Source organism: Paenibacillus intestini (assembly GCF_030803945.1).
GTDB classification, from domain to species: domain Bacteria; phylum Bacillota; class Bacilli; order Paenibacillales; family Paenibacillaceae; genus Paenibacillus; species Paenibacillus polysaccharolyticus.
The window spans coordinates 1-21,452 of the sequence record NZ_JAURUN010000002.1 but is presented as its reverse complement, the minus strand read 5'-3'; the positions used below and the strand labels follow the sequence as shown (position 1 = coordinate 21,452).

Sequence of the window (21,452 nt, the reverse complement as noted above, 5' to 3'; positions counted from 1 at the left end):
TTGGCCAAAGCAAAAGTCGCAAAAAGACCCACTCGGGATGAGTTCGAACTGGAGGAATTAGGGAATCAACTTGTGGAGGCTTTTCATGAGCGCTCAGAAGTGTTATTGACCGTCTGGGGTAAGGAGGAGCAGGTGCAGGGCATTATTGTAAAAATGGATTCGCGTACACGCCTTGTACATGTTGAGCATACGGAAGAAGAATTCACGGCGAAGGTGCCTTTTATGGATATCATGCAGGTACAGTCGCCACGGTACTGATTCAAAATGAATTCAAACGAATTTTAACAATGGGGCATTCGCCCTGTCAAAGTTTTGTTCTCTGCATAAGATAACCCATACCTGTTGCAGAGGAGGTACAATCAATGAGCGAAGTTTTAGGTGGAGAAACAAGAGGTTACGGCTATGGTGGTTTCACTTCTGTAGGCGCGATTCTCGTTCTGTTCATCCTGTTGGTAATCATCTCCAAAGCGTTCTTGGTATAATCATTTTTATAAAAATGATAAAAGAAAGCTCTGCCGTCACGGCAGAGCTTTTTTATTATTATGTTCCGTGAATTCGTCCTTTGACGAATAATGTAGAAAATCGGATGCAAGCTACTTTCGTGTTGTGTTAAAATGAAAACATTCCCACAGAAAGAGGTGTTTTTTCATGAGTCAAGAACTGACTGCGTCTTTAAACGAGCAGATGAACTTCGAGTTTTACTCTGCTCATGTATACATGGCGATGGCTGCGTATTGTTCCAGCAAAAGCCTGGATGGATTCGCTAATTTTTTCCTTGTACAAGCGGAAGAAGAACGTTTCCATGGCATGAAAATTTATAAATTTCTGAATGACCGCGGACATCGTGCTACACTGGCTGCGATGCCTGAACCGAAAAACGAATACAACTCCATGCTGGATGTGTTTGAACACGGTTATGCACACGAGCAGCAAAACACGAAGAAATTTTATGCGCTGGCGGATATCGCGCTGAATGAGCGTGAACACGCAACCATGTATTTCTTGAAATGGTTCATCGATGAACAGGTTGAAGAGGAAGCTTTGTTTGATAACATCATTCAGAAGCTGCGCCGCATTGAGAATGACAGCAACGCCTTCTACATGCTGGATGCAGAGTTCAGCAAACGTTCATTTACGGCTCCTGCGGAGTAAGCAGAGCTAAACGTCAAAGCGTATATTCGTAACATTACATACCGTATAGCCTATTACTGTATCCCTAGAAGGAGTACCAAGTCATTTTATAAAATGGTCAGTGCTCCACTCAGGTTGTGGTGTATACGGAAGAAAGCTTGCATTCGTGCAAGCTTTTTTGCTGTGTTCAATCCTCCTAAATTCATTATAAGTCTATCAGAATATAAAAATAGGGTAATAAATAATATGTCAACATTGATCTATGGATACAGATGCTAGGTTGGAGATCAAATCTATCAAAATCGTTTTAATTTTTAAGTTTATCTGACAAAAGTGTAACTCATCCGTAGCCTTTGAAGCGAGAAGAGTGAAAGGTGTCTCTGATACTATTAAAATTAATCGCCAAGGGATACGAGTTAAGAGGATACACACACCCGGGTAAAAACACACACAAGGGAGACTATTATTATGCTACAACTTCGTAAATCATTCGTTGCTACACTTGCTATTTTACTTCTGTTTCCGTTGTTATTGTTGCCACAGTCTGCATCGGCCACAGCGTCATCCGCCGATAAATCAAACTCTAAGGCCAGTACGAAAATTTTATATCTGACTTTTGATGATGGCCCTACAGCACATACCGATCAACTTCTCGATATTTTGGATCAATATAAAGTTAAAGCTACCTTTTTCATGCTCGGGCCTCATATGGAGCAATATCAGAAAGCAACGAAGCGTATTGTCAAAGAAGGACATGGACTTGGATTGCATGGTGTAACCCATGTGCCAAGCAAATTTTATAAAAATGCTTACAGCGGATTGAAAGAAATGCAACAAGCCAATGAAAGCTTGAATAAGGTTGCAGGTGTTAAAACGAGTCTTGTACGCACGCCCTATGGCAGTAAACCTTATTTGAAACCTGCTTATCGTAACGTGCTTCTAGCGCAGGGAGGATTTCATCTGTGGGATTGGAATGTTGACTCACTCGACTGGAAATACAAAAAGGATCATCAGAAAGTTTACAACAACGTCATGCAGCAAGTTCACAACGTCCACAAAAATGGTACCACGCCTGTAGTACTTATGCATGATCAGGAGGCTACGTTGAAAGTACTGCCTCAAGTATTGAAAACATTGAAGGCGGAAGGATATCAATTCGAAATTTTAACCAAAAATGTGCAACCGGTGAATTTCTGGAATGACAAGCGCTGAGAACAGGTTACTTGAAACGAAAAACTAGAAACTGGGCCGGTGCAATCATTAGGAGGTATACATCATGAAAAAACAATCGATATGGATGACCATTCCGGTGACGACAGCCGTTGTGCTCGCGCTGGCTGGATGCGGAGGGCCAGACTCCAATCAGCCATCAACAAGTGGGCAACCATCTACAACAACCGGTAGTGAGCAAACGCAGTCTGGCAGCGGGAACTCCGCTTCTTCCGATGATTCTTCTGCTTCAACGGGCAAAGACAGCACAGCCAATTCGAGCACGAATGAAAGTACAACTCATTCAGAGTTATCCGATGTTGACGAAGTGGTAAAGGCTGTTCGTAATGAGTTGAAGAATCAGGATGTGTCACTTCCGACAACCTTCCCATTAGCTAAGGGTCAGTATTTGGGCGCAGCCATTACAACAAATACGATAGATGCTTCACATGTAAACTTCTATACAGGAGACAAACCAACGACTTTAAATGATCCCTCATTTACGAAGTCAAACAGTAAAACGCCTTGGTTAGCCAGTTATGAAGTGAAAACCTATGAGAATCCCGATCAAACGGACTTATTCCCTGAAACGGATGTGCAAAACATACCGAAGGATATGAGTGTGGATCTGGGACACGGTATCAAAGGTATGGTCGAAGGTGCCGCAGGGAGTCAGTATCTGACATGGCAAGAGGGCCGGTGGACATTACAGATTCGATCTGTGTCTGAGGATCAGATGAACAACCCAGGGATTGCGAAGAAAATGGTTGAGTATCTGGAGTCACATACGCTTCCTGCCCCCAAAGACAAAGGATTTGTGGACGTGCAATATGCTAGTGGCGGAAAAAGCGTGCGTGTTGCAATTTCATGGCAAGACGGCAAACGAATTCATCAGTTGAAAACAGACCAAGTTCCACTGGATGCGCTTGGCATGGTTGTGTCGGTAAAATGATGGCTTATTGCATGGACGTATCTTAATGATGATCGCGAACAGTCAAACCAAAGGCAAATAACCAAAAAAAGCTTGGCACAAGAGGAACCTTCTTGAGCCGAGCCTTTTTGGTTATTGCGTTTCTGATGCAAGGTAATGGGGACCGTTTATCGTTTGCGTCCATTACCGGCTCCTTCACTTAAACCACCCTTTTTCTTTGGAACGGGTGATCGCTTCAATGCGGTTACTTGCATTCAATTTGTTAAGAATAATCGAGATGTAATTCCGAACAGTGCCCGTTGTAATGAACAAGTGTCCGGCAATTTCCTTCGTGTTTTTTCCGTCAGCCATGAGGCCAAGCACAGCGTGTTCACGTTCGGTTAATGGATTTTCCTCTACATAAGCTTCATCGACCAGATCAGGAGCGAAGATGCGTCTGCCATTCATCACTTGACGAATCGCTTCGGCGAGCTCTTCTATAGGGCTGTCCTTAAGCAAATAACCGCGAACACCGCCTTTAAGCGCACGTTCGAAATATCCGGTTCTGGCAAACGTGGTAAGAATAATGACTTTGCAGTTCATGCCTTTGAGTTCCTCGGCAGCTTCTAACCCACTCTTAACAGGCATTTCGATATCCATTAAACAGATATCAGGCGCATGTTGTTGTACGAGCGCAAGAGCTTCCTGGCCATTGCTAGCTTGTCCAACAACCTCCATGTCTTCCTCCAGATTAAGTAGCGAAGATAATGCGCCTAGCATCATGCGCTGATCTTCAGCAATGACGATTCTGATCATTCTTCTGCCTCCTTTATCGGTTTGCGTACCAGCTTGGGCACATGGATGATCAGCGATGTACCTTCGATTCCTGTACCTGACCGAATGTCCATGCAGCCGTTCACAAATTCCAGTCGTTCTTTCATGCCGAGAATGCCCGTTCCGCGTCGATCTTGCTTGCGCGTGCGCTCCATGCCTATCCCATTATCGTCTACGGTTAAGACATTGTGGGAAGGGGTTTCTTCAATTCCAATAATACACCTCGTAGCCTGACTGTGTTTGACTACATTGGTCACCGCTTCCTTTAAACACATTCCGAGTACATTTTCATTTAATTGAGAGGTGTCCTGTAGCTTGGGGTTGCCTTGTAAAATAAATTCAATGGAAGCGGCTTTCAGAATCTGCTCCGCCCGGAACATCTCATCCACAAGTTGCGTTCCGCGCATCGTTGTAACCATCTCGCGAACTTCCTTCAAAGCTGTGCTTGCTGTCTGTCTAAGTTCATTCAGTTCAATGATGGCTTGATCCGGATTTTTGCGAAGCAAGCGCTTGGCCAGATCGGTTTTGAGACCGATCAGCGAGAGCTTTTGCCCCAGTGTATCGTGTAAGTCTCGTGCAATCCGTTGACGCTCTTCCATTTTCACCAGATCGTCCAGCCGTTTGTTCGCACTTTCAAGCTGGCCTTCTAGTTGCTCTCGCTTGTTTTTATTGTACGTGCTAATCGGTAGGAGAATAGAGGCCATCAGGCTGATAAAGACAAATGGAAACTGGCTGAGCAGCATTGAGTTTTGATTGATAAAACCATAATTGACCGTAAGGAAGCTTGCACCGAGATTTACCGAGTAAAGGGTGAAAAATCCAGCTTTATTTTTAATATTGCCAATAAAAAAAGCGAGAAATAATGAGAAATAGGCATAATCATATGCAATCGTCATCGTAACGGATATGGCAATCAGTAGTCCGATCCACATGTAGACCTGCCAGCCCTTGGTAATGAAGGCCAGTAGATAACACACGAAAAATACAAGAATAATGATAATGCCGGTCACCAGTGTCCACAATTGCGAATATTGAGAGATGTAGTAGAAGGGCAGAATGAAAAAAACAAGCCATACATATGGATTCAACCCTGTATTTTTATAAAATAGTTGCGACCATTTCTGAATATCATTCTCCTCCTTGAAAAAGGTGTTACTGGACTTTAGCCTGACTGTAGCATGACTGCTGTCCGAATACAAGAAAACGAATCTGACAGAGCCTAAGGCTTCTCTGTCAGACCCGCTTGATTAGTTACCCGAATAGGATTCGGAATATACTTTTTGCGTGATGCTTGTTTCAGCTCTCTGAAACTGATGAATTGTTTGTGTTCTTCATCCCACAGACGGAAGCGGAGTGCAACCAGACTGGAACGTAGTGTAATCGTTGTGGCCTTCTGCAAAGGCGGTGTTGAGTTATGTGCTTCTTCCAGATAGTAGTTCGGCACACGTGGGCTCAAGTGATGCACATGGTGGAATCCAATATTTCCGCTGATCCATTGTAGCAACTTCGGCAGCTTGTAATAGGAGCTTCCCTCTACTGCTGCTTTGACATAACTCCATTCGTCTTCGTGTTCGAAATATGTTTCTTCAAACTGGTGCTGTACGTAGAACAGCCAGATGCCAAAGAAACCGGAGAAGAAAAATACGGGTGCTTGCACCATGACAAAAGCTTGCCATCCAATCAGCCAGCACATAAAGCTATATAGAGCAATGATTAGAATTGTTGTTAAATGGGTATTAATTCTTTCCTTGCGTCTTGCCGCTTTGCGGTTAAAACGATAGACAAACAGAAACACATAGATCGGTCCAATGCCAAACATGATCACTGGGTTACGATACACACGATAGAAGAGACGCATCCAAGGTGTTGCAGACTTATATTCATCGACGGTCATAACCCAGATGTCACCTACACCGCGTTTATCCAGATTGCCGCTTGTTGCATGGTGGATCGAGTGCTCTGCTTTCCATTGCTGGTAGGGAGTCAAGGTTAATACGCCCGTGATGGTGCCGAGAATATCGTTAGCCCGTTTGCTTTTGAAGAATGAGCCGTGACAGCAGTCATGAAAAATAATAAACGTTCGAAGCACGAATCCCGATGCCACTAGTGCAATAGGGAACGTAAGCCAGTACGAGATCGATAAGCTGTAATATGCAGCTGCCCATAATAGAAAGAGCGGGACTAATGTATTGATTAATTGACGAATGCTAAGTTTGAGATCGTTTTTTTCAAAAGGTGTAACTTCTTTTTTTAGCGCCATTTCTTTGCTTCTATTCATACATGTTCCTCCTTATGCGTACAAACCATAGCGGTCTGTACCCTGCCGATTCCCGATAATGCTCTTTTGGGAAGCGTTTTTATCATTGTAAAAGAATGCGAGCATGACGGTAAGTCACAAACGTCAGCCTGCTGTAATGACAAATATCAAGTATCGACCATGACATTTGTCATGGTCAGTTTCCGTTTTACATGATACAGAGCGTGAAAAGATGGCGTTTTCACATTTCCTTTGCACAAATGACGCAACAATTTGTATTATGTATACAAATTTTGCGAAGAGCATGGTAGAATCTATCCTGGAGTGTATATGACAGATTATTAGGTAGAGAGTTATTTTAGATGTATTAGATGATATTATTTTTGGATGGATTGGATGGAGCGCCGAATGAAAAGAAGAATCACGGATATTTTATTTATTATGGCTGGTGCGTTTCTGTTTGCGCTGGCGGTAAACTTGTTTGTCATCCCCAATGATCTTGCAGAGGGGGGCGTAACAGGGATCACGATCATTTTGTACTATCTCTTTCACTGGTCTCCCGGACTGATGAACTTGATTCTCAACGGTATATTATTACTCGTAGGTTATAAGTTTTTGGATCGAACCACGACAGTATATACGATTATTGCGGTTATCTTTAACTCGCTGTTCCTGCACCTGACAGAAAGCTGGAGCATTGCATCAGATGAGCTGTGGGTTAATACCATTTTTGCAGGTGTATTTGCAGGTCTCGGGATCGGTTTAATTGTCAAAGTAGGAGGAACAACGGCAGGCACTGTCATTCTGGCACGGCTTGCGAACAAATACCTGGATTGGAATATCAGCTACGGATTGCTTTTCTTTGATCTGATCGTGGCATTCTCTTCTTACTTTATCATTGGGCCACAGGGTTTGATGTGTACGATTGTATTGCTATTTGTGGGAACGAAAACGATGGAATTTATTATTGAAGGATTGAATCCGAAAAAAGCAGTTATGATTATCTCATCGAAGCAGGATCAGATCGCGAAGCAGGTCATTGAGAAGATGGATCGTGGGGTTACGGTTCTGTCCGGCCACGGTTATTATACGAAGAATCCGAAAGAGATTTTGTATATTGTGATCAGCAAGCAAGAAGTTCCAATGCTGAAGAAAATTGTACGTGCAGAGGATGAGATTGCGTTTATCACCATTCATGACGTGCGCGACGTATTCGGGGAAGGTTTTATCGAGCTTTCGAAGTCATAGTATATGATATTGTACAGGTTCAAGCGTGGATAAGGACGAAGTGGGGAAACCATTCCCATTTGGTCCTTTTTGCGTTGTGGATTTACGGAAAATGTGCTGTACACACTTCAACGAGGATGATATATTGAATTTAATTCGTTAAGAAACTTAACTAACTATGAAACGAAGGTGATAAAATGGCTGGCACACCGCAATATATCCGTAATCTGAATGAAAACTTGATTATGGATGCCTTGATTACACAAGGCTCCATGTCGAGAGCGGATATCAGCCGTCAAACAGGACTTAGTAAACCGACAGTATCATCAGCGGTAGAGCACCTGATTGAGCGTAATCTGGTGAAGGAGACAGGTCGGGCAGACAATGCCCAAGGGCGCAAGGCCACTTTAATTCAATTTAATGAAACAGCTTATTATGTCTGTGGTATTGATATCGGGGCTACACGAATTCGAATTGCCCTGTCTGACCTGAATGGGCAAATCATTGCATATGATACCTATCCGCCAATTGATCCAGGTCAGTACGTGCAGTTCAACTCAGTAAACGTGCAGTCCTCTGGAGAGGCCGAAGTCGAGGGGGGGTATGAGACATCTGTTGCCTCTGAGGTGCCGGTACTTCGCTTGTTACACAGCTATGTGGATCAGCTGCTTCAGAAGAATCGCCTTCAGTGGAGTGATCTTCGCTGCATTGGGTTTGGAATTCCAGGTGTTGTCTTGCCTGTCTCAGGCAAGATTAGCCGGATTGTTGACCCGCTTGCAGGCATGGAGCAGGACTTCTCCCGTGATGCCTTAGCTCGTGCTTTTCCATGTGATATTATGCTGGACAATGATGTGAATCTCGCTGCGCTCGGGGAATATAGAAAGGGAGCTGCGATGAATTCGCCTTTGTTCATATTTTTCTCCATTGGGGCGGGAACGGGTGCAGGGATTATGGTTCAGGGTCATTTATTACATGGCTTGGGGGGACTAACTGGTGAAGTAGCTGAGATGCGGATGCAGGATGGCCGCCGTCTGGAAGATGTGTTGTCGGCTGATGGGCTGATAAGACTGGCGAAGCGACATTACTTAAAAGGCCTTTTAAGTTCAGACATGCAACCTGAGGATATCTTTGCGGCGACTCGTAGCGGAGAGGGATGGGCTATAAGCATGATGAAGGAGTACAGTCAGATGATCGCTTCGGCGTTGCGTCAGATTAGCACGTTGCTTGCCCCTGAATTAATCGTGCTTGGAGGCGGCATTGGCGGGAATGGTGATGTATTGTTACCTCTGCTAAGGAAAGCTGTTGCCGAACAATTTCCGGTGCAACCACAGCTGATATGTTCGGATCTTGGAGAGCGAGCGGTCGTTACAGGGGCTGTGCAAGTAGCTTTGCAACATACATTGATGAAGCTTAGCAAGGGACGACTGAAGAGTAGAAATCGAAGAAAATAAGTTTTGAACCGTTGTACTACCAATAATAAAGAACAGATCTGCCAAGGAGGAAGTGTAATGACAGAAGCACAGCTTGAAGGGTTCGAAGCGAAAGGCTCATGGGTCGCCGGTATTGACATCGGAGGAACCAAAATACTGATGTTGTTATCCAATCAGAAAAGCGGTGGAGAAGTGCATGAGCGCAGATTGCCAACACAATCCGCGGAGCAACCGGAACTATTTTTCCAGTGGTTATTCGCGGAATTAAAAACATTCTGTGCAGACATTGGATGTCATTGGGATCGGCTTGCGGGTGTGGGGCTAGGTTTTCCAGGTGTTATTTTGCAAGATGAAGCTGTGCTTCGGAACGCTCCTGCATTTCAATGGCCCGAAGAAGATATTCGCCCGATTATCGCCAAGTACTACAGCGGAAAGATCGTTCTGGATAACGATGTGAACATGGCGGCCATGGGAGAAGTGGATCAGGGGGCAGCCAAAGGACATCGTCATAGTGTAATGGTAACCGTAGGTACAGGCATTGGCGCTGCGCTCGTGCTCAATGGAGAATTGCACAGTGGGCAGCACGGTGCGGCCGGTGAGATAGGACATTTTATCACAGGTGATGAGGGACTGAGTTCCGAATATGTAGCAGATGGTGATGCCTTCGGTGTATTTGAACAAGTGACGTCGGGGACCGGCATTACGGAGCGGGCAAGGCATTATTTTAATTCGGGTAAGGGAAGTGAACTATCCCTGATCTGGAGTCTGGCCGGAGGCGAAGTGGAACAGATTGAAGCAAGACATGTGTTCAAGGCGGCGGAGTCAGGCGATGTAGCTGCACTTGAAATTCTGGAACTGCCTATGCGTTATATGGCAAGAGGACTCGCGAATATTACGGCGCTGCTGAACCCGTCGATTATCGTACTCGGCGGCGGAGTAGCTGCATCCAATCCAGCCTATTATCTGAATGAAGTTCAGGCCAGACTCAAACGTTATGTTGTGCTCCCGGTCCAAGTGGTTATTGCCGAGCTTGGCAATAAAGCAGGGGCAATCGGGGCGCTAGCTTCCATTAGACGTCACCTTGAACGTATGTAGCGGCTAGTCATAGGAGTAAACCATACACAGAGACTACAGAAATCAAAGGATGGAGATCCGGATGAGCGATAGACATATGACGGCTACTACAAAAAAAACAAAAGCCGAATTCAATGAAGCAAAAGCTGTATTAATTAAATTGCAGGGTTTATATCTGTTTATGGGACTTGCTGGAGGCATATTTAACCCTTACATCAATCCGATATTGGTTGCTCAGGGTTTTTCGAGTAAGGATACCGGATTCATCATGGCATTCGGAACATTAATATCCATCATTCTCCAGCCAATCTGGGGGATTTTGGTAGATAAATTCAAAAAAACACGCCTTGTATTGGTGGTCAGTCTGCTTGTTCCAGCAGCGTTAGCGTATTTTTATAATATTCAGGTGTACATTATATTAATTTTGATTTATACTTTGTGCACTATATTTCAAGTGACACAGATACCTGTAGCTGACTCCTACGCGGTAACGGCAGCAAGAGCGGCGAATACCTCTTACGGTATGATTCGGCTGTTCGGAAGCCTGGGGACAGGGGTTGGCGGATTCGCTGCAGGGATGTATCTCTCCCAGTTTTCCATTCATATGTTATGGTTGCCCTTTCTGTTTTTCAACATCTTGAGCGCAATACTGGCGGGCACACTCCCCAAGCAGACGAGCATATCCTCGTCCTCGGTAACTTTCTCCGTAGGTTTGGCAAGATTACTTCGAAATCGCACGTTCCTTCTCTTTCTCACAGGTTGTTTTCTGGTGAATCAGACCCTTACAGCATTTAACTCCTTTTTTGTTATTTCATTTCAGATGGCTGGTGGCTCGGTTGCCTTGACGGGTGCAGCTCTTTTGATCGCTTCCATCACCAATGTACCCTCTATGCTGGTAGCCGCTTATGTGTTGCGCAGGTGGGGACATGAACGAACCATGTTGCTGGCAGCGGGAGCCTACATGTTACGCTGGGGAATTCAATGGTTATGGCCAAGTCCCGAAGTGATGATTGGTGTTCAGGTGTTGCACGGATTGTCATTTGGATTTTTCTATATCGCGGCAGTGGAATATGTGGCGTCTGTTACTGGACGTGAGATGCAGGCGACAGGTCAAAGCTTGTTTAACATGGTGTTTGCAGGACTCGGAGGCATTGTGGGAAATATGCTTAACGGCTATTTGTTGGATACTGGCGGTCCGTCAATGATGTATCTGGCTTGTACCATCAGTGCGGCAATGGGGGCAATTATTCTGTATATCGTCAGCAGACAGGCCAAAGAGCAGAGAAGGGCATACCCGTTAGAGTAGAAATGGAGTTAGAAACTTAAAGTAGAAACGGAAGGAACTGAGGCCTATGAAGGTAAATCTGAAGCGGACATGGCACACCAGGTTGATTTATTCATATTTCCCCCTATTTCTGCTCACGATTTCCATTCTGATCTTTCTCTCCTTCCTGGTTGTTAACGAATTGTCACGAAAAGAAACCAAAAAAGCGGATATGATCTCCACACATTACATTGTCAGCACATTGGAGCGTTCGTTAGGCGATATCGAGATGAGACTGCTGGATGAAATTGTAACGAACACAATGTACAGTCGTTTTTTGGAAGCCGAAAAAGGACAATTGTCCAGTCAGTTTATTTATGATGCAGCCAGTGATCTGAACCGTATGGTGGATCAACAGGGCATGGTGCAGTCGATTTACCTCTACCGAATGTCGGATTCGAGCATTATTACACCTAGAGGAATGGTAAGTTTTGAGGAATTTGAGGATAAATCGTATATCGAACAGGCGTTGAAAAATAAATTGAATCTGGGTTGGAATCAGCCCAGATCCTATAAAGAACGTTCATTTGATGTCCCTTCACAGGTCATCAGCATGAATAAATGGCTACCACTGCCTTGGGGTGGTGAAGGTCTGCTTGTTATTACCATACGGATGTATGCCTTGGAGAGGCAAATTGACAATATGACGGATGCGAATCTTTCTTTTCTACAGGTGAAGAATAACTATGGGGATCTCGTATATTCGGCTCATCAGATTGACTCGGCAGAGGGGAATGTCCTTAATCAGGTCAAGGCTGAGAAGCTTGGACTTACCTTTGAGAGTGGCATTCAGACAGGTCAGTTATATTCATGGGTATCGCTGGTGTCCTATGTGTGGATTGGAATTGGTATTCTCACCATTGCTGGTGCGGTCGCAGGTCTGATCTATATTACACGTAGAAACGTAAAACCCATGCAGCTGATGATGAATCGCATTCAGGCGTTACAGCCCCGTGTGCATGAAGAGAATGCCGCACCTTCTGTCAAAAACGAGCTTGCACTGATCGACCGGGCGCTGGAACATCTCATTGCTCAAACCGTAGATTACGAGAAACAGCATCATGAGAATCTGCTGATTCATCGCAGGCAGTTGCTTGTGGATTTGATGGAGGGTGAACGTATAGATTCTTTCCGTCAGCGTCTTCGTCACTTGCAACCGCTTGAGGAAAGGTTTCTTGAACCGCAGTGCGCCGCTGTATTGGTAGCGGAGATGAATGGGGCAGACCTGCCCGCTCCTTCCAATACGCTGAAAATGGCACTGATGAATGTGTTCAAGGAACTGGTGCAGAAAGAGAGCAATTTTGGTGCGTGGGCAGAATGGTTTGGCAATCGGCGTTTAATCGTTGTGGTAGCCTGCAATGAAAAAGAAAGACTGAGTCGTGAACTTCTGATGGATTTGGCTAAACAGTTGCATATGTGGATTGCTGAGCATTTCCGGATTCGGTTTACGTTCGGAATCGGGCAGACGGTTAATGGCTGGGAAGAAATCACTCGATCCTATAGCAGTGCAGACACAGCTCTGCAGCACCGGCTCACCCTTGGTCAGAATGCGATTGTACTCAGTGAACAACTGCCAGGCCACATGGAACTGCATTCGTATAAATATTTGCAAATGCTCGCAGATATCGTTCGGGAGTTCAGGCTTACGGGGGATGGCTGGCGAGCGCAGCTTGACCAGATGTTTATTGCGTTCAATGAAGACCAAATGAACGATAAAGATATTCGTATGCTCTTGCAATCGTTGATTCAGATGTTAGCGCGTGAGTTCGGGGAGTTATCTGAACGTTTGCAACACCAATTTGATGAGCTGTTTTTGGCGCGGCTTCGCTCGCAAATTCAGGAGGACGATACGCTCGAAGGCATTCGGGGGATTTTGCTGGATTGGCTCAAAGAGGTCTATCGCAATTATGTTGCCGTTAATGAAACGAAAAGTCACCGTGCGATGATAAACGAGCTGCGCGTATACATTGAGGAGCATTTCGATGATCCGGATCTGTCGCTGAAACATCTGAGTGAACGTTTTCAAATCTCGGGTAAATATGCGAGTTATTTGTTCAAAGAAGAGTTCGGTATGAAGTTTGTTGATTTTCTTGTGAAATTGAGAGTAGAAAAGGCATGCCGAATGCTAACATCAACGGATACAGCTATTCAGGATATCGCCCAGCAAGTGGGGTATGCTAATGCGATCTCGTTTGGAAGAGTTTTCAAACGTGTGATTGGCGTGACCCCTGGGGATTATCGCAAGCAATATGGCAAACAAGAAGAACAATGAAGCGAAGCATTATTTTTGAAAACTCCTCTACTTGAGCAACGTACATTTTTTGTTGCGTCGTAGGGGAGTTTTTTTGAGGCTACTCGAAAAATGACGTAAGAACACAGTTAGAAAATAAACAATATGTTCTAAACTATATATACATATATCAAAAGGAGGGGGACAAAATGCATCAGTATGGACAGCAAGTTTGGGGCTCCGTGGAACTGGGTAGCGAGGTTAACATTACAACGGATAACAGTACCTTCGGTTTTAGCGTAGACGGTTTGCAATATTCTTTGGACATTCCAGCGGGAAGCTACATGACCAGTAGGAACAGACATGAGTCAGAGCTTGTTCAGATCATGACTGAGACAGCTGAGCATCTGAGCTTGCCTGTACAGTTCAAGCTGGGCGGGATTCATGATGATCAGAAGCTGAACGTATTAATTCTGGAACATCTCGACAAGAGTAAAGAGTATGTGCTGGATGAATTCGGAGGAAGCGCAGTAGATACGATTTTTGGAGAAGTGCGTTTTAATCTTGCTCCAAGAAACTAGTCGAGTAGCATCATCATAGATTGTTTAGAAATGACCGCTGATAAGGCGGTCTTTTTTATTTGCGCGCAGATCAGGAAAATGGATTAGTATTTGTCGTTGATTGTCGAATTAGAGGGAATTACCACCTGAAAAAGAGTGAGAATAACTTATATTTGTGTTAGTTTATATAACATAATTAGTGTGAAAATAGTTTATTGTCAGGAAAATTGTTTATAAAGATAGGTTATTTGACATTAAAACAGCTTTATCCTGTTTTGAAAATTGTTTATTGTCGATTTTCAGAAAACAATGTAATAATTAATGACATTCACATGTGCAACGAGTTGTACAACAATAACGGAGTGGCGATCATGTGAATCATTACAGAATGAGTGCGAAAGGGGAAAGGTCAAATGAAATTATTTCAAAGACGCAAGGCAGGAAAGGCAAGTTCGATTCTCGCAGCGGTAACAGCATTCACTCTATTATTATCCGCGTGTTCGTCAGGCAGTGAATCATCATCTTCATCATCCGGGGAAGCGGGTGCGGGGAACAGAACCACGTTGAAAGTAGAAATTTTTGACCGGGGAAATACACCGGCTGGTTACACCATCTCCGATAGTTATCTGACACGCTTCATTCAAAAGGAATTTGGTGACCCGAACAACATTGATGTTCAATTTGTTCCCGTTCCCCGCTCAGAAGAAGTGCAGAAGCTTAACGTGCTCATGGCAAGTGGTTCTGAAGTGCCCGATATTGTATTCACTTATGATTCCGGTACATTTAATCGTTATGCCTCACAAGGCGGTTTGACAGAGTTGACTGATCTGCTGAACAAAGAGGGAAGCAATCTGAAAACATTTTTGGGTGATGACACGCTGGCATACGGTCAGTATGATGGACAACAATTCGCAGTTCCGGGTAAACGTCTGGTGTTAGGAAAGTACGCTTCTTATGTTCGCCAGGACTGGCTGGATGCACTTGGACTGCCAACGCCTCAAACGGCTGAAGAACTGCACACAGCCTTGAAAGCAATCAAGGAGAAAGATCCGGGCAAGGTGGGCTCGGCACTCATTCCCATGGGGATGTCAATCGCTTCGGCGCAATATGAGCCATTGATCTGGTCTTTCATTCAACCTCTTACGGAAGAACAGAGATATACACTGACTCAACAGCTAGGCTCTAATGATTATCCAACGTTGCTCCCTGGCTTCAAAGATGCACTGAAATATATGAACACGTTGTATAACGAGGGATTAATAAGTGCAGACTTCGGGCTGGATAAAGACAAGAAGAAACTATGGGAAGATGTATCCAACGGGAAAGTAGGTTTCTACAGTGAAGATGCCGGAGAAATTTACATCTCAGGTACGTATAAAAACCTGCAAACGAATAAACCTGATGCGGTGATGACACCGATTGATGCATTCAAAAATTCGGAAGGCAAATTTGCCAAGCCGGCATATGCACCCAATGCGATGTATGTCATGATTCCTAAAACAAGTCAGAATGCAGAAGCGGCTATGAAATATCTGGATTGGATGGCTTCTGGCAACAATTTGTTTGATCTACAATACGGCGTGAAAGACGAGAACTATGAACTGGTGGACGGAGTACCGCAGATTAAAGAAGATGCTTCTCCTGAAATTGCTGGTCGGATCTACAACTCTGGTGATATTGCCATCATTGTAAACGGAAAATATGTCGGAGATGAAAAGAAAAACGAAGAGGCTTATGTCGTTCAGGTAGATCCCAAATATCGGGATGACATGCGTAAATCGGTAGCCATCTCCAATACGGATACGATTCAACCCGTGCGTTTCTCCAAACCAATTGAAGCGGAATCTCGTTATGGTAACGGCTTAAAAGACAAATTCTCTGAGTTTATTGTGAAAACAACCATCTCCAAACCGGCTGATTTTGAAGCTGTGTATAACAGTATGATGAGTGATTATATGGCAAGTGGAGGCCAAGCTGTTCTTGATGAGCGTACGGAGGCTTACAAAGCGATGAAGTAATTATTCATCATATAGCGCAGGTTAGACAGGTCTGGCCGTATTGAACAGGACTTTTTCATGGGGGCGATGTAAGGATCGCCTTCCATGAGACATCCTTCACGACTTGGGGGGAACATTATGAAGACAGGCACTTATTTCCGCAGAAACTGGCAAATGTACGCATTACTTGTGTTGCCCATGTTATACTTCATCATTTTCAAATACGGTCCAATGTATGGGGTACAGATCGCATTCAAGGATTTTAACTTCTTCCAAGGGATCGGTGGCAGTGAGTGGATTGGATTCGATGGGTTTAAGGAAGTGTTTCAAAATCAAGGGTTCTATACCGCCTTGCGCAATACTATTGTGCTTAACTTGCTCGACTTGCTTGTCTCCTTTCCAGCACCACTGATTCTGGCTATTCTGCTTTTTGAATTACGAGTCGCCTGGTTCAAAAAGATGGCACAGACGCTGCTTTACATTCCGCACTTTATTTCCTGGGTTATCATAGGTGGTATCGTATTGCAGGTGTTTGGCACACAATCTGGATTCATTAACAACATGTTAATGAGCATGGGGCTTGATCCGCTTCCATTTCTATCGGATAAAAACTATTGGATCTTTACGTATCTAGCCGTGGGCGTGTGGCAGAGCGCAGGCTGGGGAACAATTTTGTATCTGGCATCCCTTACAGGCATTAACCGTGAACTCTATGAAGCAGCCGAGGTAGACGGAGCCAGCCGTTTGCGCAGAATTTGGCATATCTCCCTGCCAGGCATCAAAACGACGATTGTTACCTTGCTAATCATTAACGTTGGTAACATGATTTCTATCTGTTTTGACAGGCCGTTCATCATCGGAAATGTGGCAGTACGCGAATATTCGGATGTGCTTAGTACGTTTGTGTACCGTCTGGGTCTGCAATCCGGCCAGGTAACTCTGGCGACCGCAGTGGGACTGTTCCAGGCTGTCGTTGGACTGATTTTCATCCTCGGTGCAAACTACGCATCTAAAAAATTGACAGATGAGAGCATTATGTAACGGAATGAATGCTTCTGCGGCAACACGGTATCCATCTATGATCTGTAAGGAGTGAGTGAGATGTCGGAAAACACGGCGAATCGAATATTCAACACAGTAAATGTAATTCTGATTGTCATTGCGATGGTACTGTGCCTTGCACCATTTATCCATATCATTGCGATCTCGCTTAGCTCGAACCGGGCGATCGGTTCGGGAGAGGTTTCCTTTTTCCCCAAAGAGCTGTCCTGGGAAGCCTATGGCAAGGTGTTCGGTGATGGCTCCATGATTCGTTCCCTGATCTACACGATCTGGCTGACGGTTCTGAGTACGGTGCTTAGTATGCTTATGACGATTATGGCAGCATATCCCCTTGCCAAAAGCAGTCTGAGAGGCCGCAAATGGTTCATGCTGGTCATTGTTGTGACGATGTTTTTTAGCGGGGGAATAATCCCGGAGTATATTTTGATCAAAAATTTGCATTTGCTTGACAGCACTTGGGGATTAATTCTTCCTGGCCTGATCAGTCCGTTTTATATGATTATTCTGATCACCTTTTTTCGCGGCATTCCGGAAAGTCTGGAGGAAGCTGCTGATATTGATGGCAGTACCCAGATTGGAACGTTAATGCGCATTATACTGCCACTATCTCTGCCGGTAATGGCAACGCTCAGCCTGTTTTACGCTGTAGGACGCTGGAATGGATTCCAGGATGCGTTAATGTATATTACCAAACCGGAGTTGTATCCGTTACAATTGAAGTTATATCAGATGATTCAGCAAAACCAAATCACCGAACTGATGCAAAATGAAGGTATTGGCGCGGTTCATGTATTACCGGAAAGCTTGAAAGCAGCTAGCGTAATATTTTCGACGTTGCCAATCCTGCTCGTCTATCCATGGTTGCAACGATTTTTCATCAGCGGTGTAATGGTAGGTGCTGTAAAAGGTTAACGTCCCAGGAGGTCATAGGCATGACACAACCGATGGTTAAGAAGATGTCCAAGGAACAGCAACATCTAGTACACCAGTCCATGATTATGATGGATCGTTTTTATGACGATGAATTCGCGTTGCTTCGCAGCTTTGAAGACGATGCATCAGAGCATGGTACACGAGGCAGTGCACATTATGCGCTGGGCTTGCTGATTCGTCAGGAGCCCGGCGATGTCGAGCGGGCTGTTCGTGTGTTTCACAAAGTGCTCGATTATCAATATGATGCGCCAGAAGAAATCTATCACGGCACCTTTGCTACCCAGACAAATGAAGAGCACCCGCCTGCGGGTCATTATGCATGGAAATCATTTGCGCCAGGCACAGCCTATTTCCTGGAACGCACCTTTGAGAAGGTGTCTGCGCAGTTTATTCATAATCTGCAGCAAGAGAATGATTTGATGAAAGAAGGCGCAGACGCCAAACAATTGAAAGAACTGTTCTATACGTCCGTGAACGCTGTTTTACCCCCGGTCTGGATCAGTTATGATCCAAACTGGCGGGAATTTATCGCATGTGCGTGTGCTATAGCAACAGCCGAGTTTGCGGCACTTCTGCCGGATACGCTTATTCAGCGGATGGATGAAGCGATGGAACGTGCCGTTCAGGGCTCTGTTGATCGCAGACGGTCAGATGTGATTCCGATGAACACCAACATTGAACTGATGCATATTTTTATTACCCATTATTATGGACATCGGTTCCAGCGAACGGATTGGATTCAGCATGCGGATGCACAGGCCGAAAGTCTGTTACAGGAGTTTGAGCAGTTCGGAGGCACGTTTGCCGAGTTCAATACCACGACCTATTACGGGGTGGATCTCGCCGTACTTGGCATGTTCCGAAAGTATGCTGTAACTGAGCGCATGACTGAAATTGCTCACTCGATTGAGCATGGATTATGGAACAATATCGCGCTGTATTACAATGCCAATCTGGAGAATCTCTCCGGGCCATTTGCACGGGCATATGATATGGAGATGCGGGAGCATAGCTCGATCGGTGTCTTTCTCTATCTATTGCTGGGAGAAGGCTACGAGTATTTGACAGGCATGAACTGCGAATCGGGGCATGATCCGATGATAGCGTTGTTGGGTGTTGATGTCCCTGAAGAGGCTGTACCGTATTTCAAAGCCCATCAAGGAGACCGACTCGTGCAAAAACAGTTCATGGAGCTTTGCGAACGGAGCGATCCAAAAGCGAATCGAAATTTATGTACCGCTTCGGCCTGGATTGGTGAGACACGAATGATGGGAGCGATGTCTGGCAGTCGCAATACCAACGGCCAGATGCATCCGGCAACGATTCATTGGCAGACCGAGACAGGAGAGCGGTATTACTTGCGTCTTGTTCGGCGCGAAACAGGTGGAGACTGGAACAGCCATCTGCGGGGCATCACTTTTGAAGCGGAGGTCACGCCGGAAACATTGCATATTGAAGTGCAGCTGGATACGGCGGAAGAGATCGAGGTTTATTTTGAAATCAAAGGACCTCACCTGCATCCACAGCATTTACAACCGACACGCTGGACGCTTCCGGGGCTAACCTGTTCTGTAAAAGCAGAAGCACCAGCGCCGGCAGTATTAATGTATACCGACTATGCTGAAATAATCTATCGTTATGTTCCGGGCGTGACGGAGAACCGTATGAAGTTTGAACTCGAGATCAGCGAATAGATCGATGAGGCAAGACGGTATCATAAGGTTAGGCAGGAGACTAAGAGTGGACTTCTATAGAAGGCTATTAGAAGGACTGGGATAGGGCTAATGTGCGGAAGGAGGCAGGGCAGAGTAAATGTATACAGACAAAAAAGAATACTCATTCTCGACATGTTGGAATATCAAGCACCATACGACGGGTGAAGGTATGATCGACGAGATTCTGTCGCTTGGATTCAGGCAGGTGGAGTTGAATTATAATGTGACGGATGAGCTATTAAAGACGATTGAACCGATGATTGAACGTGGGCAAGTGGGTGTATCGAGTGTGCATAACACGTTTCCGCATGTAGCTGATCCGGATTACGGTACAGATTCCGTGTTACTTGGATTTGACGATGAGCCGCGGCGTAAAAGAGCGATTGAACTGTTAATTCGTTCTGCCGAATATGCTCATCGCTACGGTGCGAAGGCTGTAGTTGTGCACCCGGGGGAAGTGCCGTTTGAGTATAACATTGATGAAGCTCTGAAAAAGATCTATCACGAGCAAGGCAAGGATTCACCAGCTTATCAAGCGTTGTGGCATGAGATGCTGGAGAAGAGACAGGCTAGTAGTGAGCACTACTTGAGACGCATACAGGAAAGTCTGGAAGAGGTATGTAATCTGTCAGAGCAGCGTGGATATGGTGTGAATTTCGGAATTGAAACCCGTTCACGCTGTTATCAGATACCTACGTTGCAGGAAGCAGGAACGATCATTGGTCAGATGAAGGGTGCACCGCTTGGATTATGGTATGATATCGGCCACGGCATGATGATGGATCGCATGGGATTGTATGACAATGTGCGCGAAGCGAATGTGCTGATCGATCATGTCGTAGGTGTTCACATCCATGAAACGGTAGGATTGTCCGACCACTGGTGTCCGTATATTCATAGTCAGGACATGAGCTATTTTGATTCATTTCTAGATATCATCGATCGATCTCCTGTGAAAGTGTATGAACTGAAAGCGGCCTGCACGCCCGAGGAGATTGACGAAAGTCATAAACTCATTACCGCTCGTATTGCTGAACGTCGGGAGGATAAGCAGCTGGCGAAATAAGTTGGATGCACTAGCGGAATTGAGGAAGTGCAAAGTACAACAAGCGTGAGTAAATAGAGCAAACACAGAAATTGCAGAAAACAGAGAAAGCACAGAAAACACAAAATGCACAGAAACACAGAAACACAGAAACACAGAAACACAGAAACACAGAAACACGAGGAGAGCATACACTCTCTCGTGTTTTTTGTTTAATGCATTGAAGCTGAGTGCGTCAAGCAAGTCAAGGGGAGGAACGGAATGGAGAGAGCGATTGAACGGAGCGGTGATCGGAACACGTTAACGTATCAGATAAGAATAGCAAAAATGAGTTCTAATCCTGACCCTTAAAGTTCTAACGATCAGCAGGAAGCTTATTTCCTCCATCTAGACTGTTATAAAATTCTAACGATCACCAGCGGTTCAACCCCTTAATATTGGACACTAGCTAGCTTTTTCTCAGATTGACGCATCATAACGCAATGGATTTGGGTTCTATGGTTCCTTCGTTGAC

19 protein-coding genes are annotated in these 21,452 nt (G+C 45.0%); 16 read left to right on the top strand and 3 right to left on the bottom strand.

Annotated elements, in window-relative coordinates:
• The 5 genes from J2T16_RS05215 (at nt 1) to J2T16_RS05195 (ending at nt 3,292) form a co-directional block, all read left to right on the top strand.
• On the top strand, nt 1-258 hold the full coding sequence (locus tag J2T16_RS05215) for a YolD-like family protein (RefSeq protein ID WP_090920584.1): 258 nt from the start codon (nt 1-3) through the stop codon (nt 256-258).
• A 104-nt stretch (nt 259-362) separates the two neighbouring features.
• Nucleotides 363-482, top strand: a complete 120-nt coding sequence (locus J2T16_RS05210) for a hypothetical protein (RefSeq protein WP_017688846.1) — start codon at nt 363-365, stop codon at nt 480-482.
• Between the two features lie 166 nt (nt 483-648).
• A complete protein-coding gene (locus J2T16_RS05205; protein WP_090920581.1) occupies nt 649-1,152 on the top strand; it encodes a ferritin in 504 nt (167 codons plus the stop codon).
• 447 nt (nt 1,153-1,599) lie between these two features.
• Nucleotides 1,600-2,343 carry a polysaccharide deacetylase family protein gene (locus tag J2T16_RS05200; RefSeq protein WP_090920578.1) on the top strand — a complete coding sequence of 248 codons (744 nt, stop codon included), beginning with the start codon at nt 1,600-1,602 and terminating at the stop codon, nt 2,341-2,343.
• Between the two features lie 64 nt (nt 2,344-2,407).
• Nucleotides 2,408-3,292, top strand: a complete 885-nt coding sequence (locus J2T16_RS05195) for a hypothetical protein (RefSeq protein ID WP_221789725.1) — start codon at nt 2,408-2,410, stop codon at nt 3,290-3,292.
• Nucleotides 3,293-3,466: 174 nt separating this feature from the next.
• Here the strand turns inward: J2T16_RS05195 and J2T16_RS05190 are convergent, their stop codons facing one another.
• From J2T16_RS05190 to desA, 3 genes are all read right to left on the bottom strand, one after another.
• Nucleotides 3,467-4,066 (bottom strand): response regulator transcription factor, encoded by a 600-nt coding sequence (locus tag J2T16_RS05190; protein WP_154984201.1) that lies wholly within the window; start codon nt 4,064-4,066, stop codon nt 3,467-3,469.
• A complete protein-coding gene (locus J2T16_RS05185; RefSeq protein WP_154887338.1) occupies nt 4,063-5,211 on the bottom strand; it encodes a sensor histidine kinase in 1,149 nt (382 codons plus the stop codon). Before J2T16_RS05185 ends, J2T16_RS05190 begins: the two co-directional genes overlap by 4 nt.
• A gap of 92 nt (nt 5,212-5,303) precedes the next feature.
• Entirely contained in the window at nt 5,304-6,362 is a 1,059-nt protein-coding gene (gene desA, locus J2T16_RS05180; RefSeq protein WP_499017908.1) for a Delta(5) desaturase DesA, read from the bottom strand.
• A 387-nt stretch (nt 6,363-6,749) separates the two neighbouring features.
• Between desA and J2T16_RS05175 the strand changes: the two genes are divergently transcribed.
• The 11 genes from J2T16_RS05175 (at nt 6,750) to J2T16_RS05125 (ending at nt 20,959) form a co-directional block, all read left to right on the top strand.
• A complete protein-coding gene (locus tag J2T16_RS05175; protein WP_090920568.1) occupies nt 6,750-7,589 on the top strand; it encodes a YitT family protein in 840 nt (279 codons plus the stop codon).
• Between the two features lie 176 nt (nt 7,590-7,765).
• The gene (locus J2T16_RS05170) at nt 7,766-9,019 is read left to right on the top strand and encodes an ROK family transcriptional regulator (protein ID WP_221789723.1); all 1,254 of its coding nucleotides are present in this window, start codon (nt 7,766-7,768) and stop codon (nt 9,017-9,019) included.
• 57 nt (nt 9,020-9,076) lie between these two features.
• Nucleotides 9,077-10,093: an ROK family protein gene (locus J2T16_RS05165; RefSeq protein WP_221789722.1), complete on the top strand. Its 1,017-nt coding sequence runs from the start codon at nt 9,077-9,079 to the stop codon at nt 10,091-10,093.
• 76 nt (nt 10,094-10,169) lie between these two features.
• A complete protein-coding gene (locus J2T16_RS05160; protein ID WP_499017905.1) occupies nt 10,170-11,378 on the top strand; it encodes an MFS transporter in 1,209 nt (402 codons plus the stop codon).
• A gap of 46 nt (nt 11,379-11,424) precedes the next feature.
• Entirely contained in the window at nt 11,425-13,668 is a 2,244-nt protein-coding gene (locus J2T16_RS05155) for a helix-turn-helix domain-containing protein (RefSeq protein WP_499017904.1), read from the top strand.
• A 167-nt stretch (nt 13,669-13,835) separates the two neighbouring features.
• The gene (locus J2T16_RS05150; RefSeq protein WP_154886162.1) at nt 13,836-14,207 is read left to right on the top strand and encodes a protein kinase family protein; all 372 of its coding nucleotides are present in this window, start codon (nt 13,836-13,838) and stop codon (nt 14,205-14,207) included.
• 392 nt (nt 14,208-14,599) lie between these two features.
• Nucleotides 14,600-16,204: an extracellular solute-binding protein gene (locus J2T16_RS05145; RefSeq protein WP_499017902.1), complete on the top strand. Its 1,605-nt coding sequence runs from the start codon at nt 14,600-14,602 to the stop codon at nt 16,202-16,204.
• 117 nt (nt 16,205-16,321) lie between these two features.
• Complete coding sequence (locus tag J2T16_RS05140) at nt 16,322-17,224, top strand: ABC transporter permease (RefSeq protein WP_499017901.1); 903 nt, start codon at nt 16,322-16,324, stop codon at nt 17,222-17,224.
• Between the two features lie 60 nt (nt 17,225-17,284).
• Nucleotides 17,285-18,157 carry a carbohydrate ABC transporter permease gene (locus J2T16_RS05135; protein ID WP_090920547.1) on the top strand — a complete coding sequence of 291 codons (873 nt, stop codon included), beginning with the start codon at nt 17,285-17,287 and terminating at the stop codon, nt 18,155-18,157.
• Nucleotides 18,158-18,177: 20 nt separating this feature from the next.
• On the top strand, nt 18,178-19,872 hold the full coding sequence (locus J2T16_RS05130; RefSeq protein ID WP_336122556.1) for a DUF8769 domain-containing protein: 1,695 nt from the start codon (nt 18,178-18,180) through the stop codon (nt 19,870-19,872).
• 118 nt (nt 19,873-19,990) lie between these two features.
• Nucleotides 19,991-20,959, top strand: a complete 969-nt coding sequence (locus tag J2T16_RS05125; protein ID WP_336122557.1) for a sugar phosphate isomerase/epimerase family protein — start codon at nt 19,991-19,993, stop codon at nt 20,957-20,959.
• Nucleotides 20,960-21,452 lie beyond the last annotated feature (493 nt).

Excerpts from the sequence above, each read along its gene's own strand:
- J2T16_RS05210 (WP_017688846.1), top strand. The coding sequence starts at position 363 with ATGAGCGAAGTTTTAGGTGGAGAAACAAGAGGTTACGGCTATGGTGGT.
- J2T16_RS05205 (WP_090920581.1), top strand. The coding sequence starts at position 649 with ATGAGTCAAGAACTGACTGCGTCTTTAAACGAGCAGATGAACTTCGAG.
- J2T16_RS05200 (WP_090920578.1), top strand. The coding sequence starts at position 1,600 with ATGCTACAACTTCGTAAATCATTCGTTGCTACACTTGCTATTTTACTT.
- J2T16_RS05195 (WP_221789725.1), top strand. The coding sequence starts at position 2,408 with ATGAAAAAACAATCGATATGGATGACCATTCCGGTGACGACAGCCGTT.
- J2T16_RS05190 (WP_154984201.1), bottom strand. The coding sequence starts at position 4,066 with ATGATCAGAATCGTCATTGCTGAAGATCAGCGCATGATGCTAGGCGCA.
- desA (WP_499017908.1), bottom strand. The coding sequence starts at position 6,362 with ATGAATAGAAGCAAAGAAATGGCGCTAAAAAAAGAAGTTACACCTTTT.
- J2T16_RS05175 (WP_090920568.1), top strand. The coding sequence starts at position 6,750 with ATGAAAAGAAGAATCACGGATATTTTATTTATTATGGCTGGTGCGTTT.
- J2T16_RS05170 (WP_221789723.1), top strand. The coding sequence starts at position 7,766 with ATGGCTGGCACACCGCAATATATCCGTAATCTGAATGAAAACTTGATT.
- J2T16_RS05165 (WP_221789722.1), top strand. The coding sequence starts at position 9,077 with ATGACAGAAGCACAGCTTGAAGGGTTCGAAGCGAAAGGCTCATGGGTC.
- J2T16_RS05160 (WP_499017905.1), top strand. The coding sequence starts at position 10,170 with ATGACGGCTACTACAAAAAAAACAAAAGCCGAATTCAATGAAGCAAAA.
- J2T16_RS05155 (WP_499017904.1), top strand. The coding sequence starts at position 11,425 with ATGAAGGTAAATCTGAAGCGGACATGGCACACCAGGTTGATTTATTCA.
- J2T16_RS05150 (WP_154886162.1), top strand. The coding sequence starts at position 13,836 with ATGCATCAGTATGGACAGCAAGTTTGGGGCTCCGTGGAACTGGGTAGC.
- J2T16_RS05145 (WP_499017902.1), top strand. The coding sequence starts at position 14,600 with ATGAAATTATTTCAAAGACGCAAGGCAGGAAAGGCAAGTTCGATTCTC.
- J2T16_RS05140 (WP_499017901.1), top strand. The coding sequence starts at position 16,322 with ATGAAGACAGGCACTTATTTCCGCAGAAACTGGCAAATGTACGCATTA.
- J2T16_RS05135 (WP_090920547.1), top strand. The coding sequence starts at position 17,285 with ATGTCGGAAAACACGGCGAATCGAATATTCAACACAGTAAATGTAATT.
- J2T16_RS05130 (WP_336122556.1), top strand. The coding sequence starts at position 18,178 with ATGACACAACCGATGGTTAAGAAGATGTCCAAGGAACAGCAACATCTA.
- J2T16_RS05125 (WP_336122557.1), top strand. The coding sequence starts at position 19,991 with ATGTATACAGACAAAAAAGAATACTCATTCTCGACATGTTGGAATATC.